Origin of the sequence: Natrinema pallidum DSM 3751, assembly GCF_000337615.1 — an archaeon.
Classification (GTDB): domain Archaea; phylum Halobacteriota; class Halobacteria; order Halobacteriales; family Natrialbaceae; genus Natrinema; species Natrinema pallidum.
Window position 1 is genome coordinate 1 of the sequence record NZ_AOII01000052.1, and the last position, 2,012, is coordinate 2,012.

Here is a 2,012-nt window from a genome sequence, read left to right on the forward strand (position 1 = left end):
CCAGCCGCTCCAATAGTTACGCAGCGTATCCAACGAATTCACCTTCTGCTTAGTAATGTCGTCGACGACGACTGGAAACGACGTATGGACCGAACGCAGATTACGGACTTTCCGTTTGCCGATCTCGTCTGCATCGACCGGTGCTTCGACTCGGTTTCCGCTAATCAACGAGAGGGCGAATCGGCAGAACGTACCCTTTCCACCGTTCGACTCGCCGAAGACGTAGAGGTAGGGGAGAGCTTTATCGAGATTAATACCGTGTCGCTGGTAGAACGCCGCTTGCCGATTCGCGAATGGTGCCCAGAAGAACCACAAAAGGGCCTCATACATGTGGGCTTTCACCGCTGTGGGGTTATTGGAGTTTCCGTAATCGTCGACGGTCTCGAAGTATGCTTCTATCTCGGCGAGAGCATCGTTAACCTGTTGAGGGTCCTCTGGAAGTCGGGTAACGCGATAGACGGTCCCATCGTAGTGGAACTTGAGCTGCTCCCCCTCTTGGTCGAGGTGCATCGTCGGAACGTCGAACACTTGTTGGGCATACCGCTGAAACGCGTCGGGCGTCGTCGTCAGCGCATCGTTAGAGACGGTCGCATCGAAGTCCGACATCTGCGATAACGTATCGACAGTTGACTCGTCGTATCCTCGCAGTGAGAGCGTGATTCGATCTTGTGGTGCGTCTTCCAGTCCCGGTTCAGCCTCGTCAGTTTCCGAGCCTAAGTCACGCTCCGTTGTCGTCTCGGACTCGTCGTTCGGGAGTTCTTCGTCGCCTTCGTCCCCGAGAACGAGATCGACCGTATCGACTTCGGCATCGATGTGATCGGCGAGACGACCATGGACTTCACCGAGTTCGTCCTGTGTTCCGACCGCACCCTCGGTGAAGAGTTTGATCACTTCCTCTCGATCGTCCTCCGAGCGTTCGATCTGCTCCGTCAGATCCTCAAGGAAAGGACCGTCGTTGTTGTACGAGTCTCGATGGTCTCGGTACAGGTCTTCGAAGTTCTCGAAAAGGTCACTGGCAGTGGTCGTCTCGTACACGACGCCGACGTTGGTCTGATTCGACCACGCGTTACGCGAGAGGTTCGGGGAACCGACGATGACTTTCGCCGGCGAGCCTTCGCTTTCAGCTACGTCATCTGCTTCAGCTTGCTCATCGTAATCGAACGTCATCTGATCGCTTTCTCCCTTGCTCTCGCCGTCATCGACCGACTCATCCGCAGTGTCTGCATACTCGATTAGATAGAGTTTAGAGTGAACCTCCTTGTTCTCGCAGAGGTAGATGGTGAGTTTCCCTTCTCGGCGAAGGCGCTCGAGTCTATCAGCGAGGTCCGGCTTCTCGATGAGTCGCTCGCGATAGTCGCCGACGTCACCGACGATCACCTCGAGCGATTCCAGTTCGTCGAGATCCTCAAAAAGATCGAGAATGAATTCCGGGGAGTCGCAGTACGTGACGACGCGCATCCGCCTTGCATTCTCGAAGAGGTCGGAGAACGAGCGCCAGCTTTTGAAGATCTCGACGTAGCTATCGTCCGTTTGGGCGGTGTCGATCAGAATGTCGAATTGCATCTGTTGTGGAATGTTCGTCTGAAAGTGGTGATCCGAGTTGGTTCGAAGCTTACAGCAGCGTTAGCTCAGAGGTACGGGACACCTCGAATCAGTTCTCCGTTGACGAGATATCCCTCTCGAGCGTGTTCGGCACAGCGATCGGCGTAGTACGTCGTGATCGGTAAACGTGTACTCCGCTGTGCGCTCCCGACATGGCTCTCGCTCAGCCAGTATACCTGTTCCAGTAACGTCCGCATCGGCGTCTCGCCTGCTCGTCGAACGACTCGAAGGGACCGTGGAGTTCCGAGTCCATCGTCCTCATCGAACTCCGGGCGTCCGGTCGTCGTAAGGAATCCGTAGTCGCCGCTCTGGGCGACGAAGAGACGGCCCTTGTGATCGACTTGGAACTGGTCGTCCCGATAGACTGCTGCTCGCGGAGCACCGCTCTTTCGGACGTCAAGAATATCGAT

General features: G+C 55.8%; 1 protein-coding gene and 1 pseudogene. Both read right to left on the reverse strand.

The features are described from left to right. On the reverse strand, window positions 1-1,563 hold a 1,563-nt coding region (locus C487_RS09225), incomplete at its 3' end, for a phospholipase D-like domain-containing protein (protein ID WP_006185474.1). A gap of 65 nt (window positions 1,564-1,628) precedes the next feature. Further along, window positions 1,629-2,012, reverse strand: a pseudogene (locus tag C487_RS09230) (Piwi domain-containing protein); the annotation flags it as partial.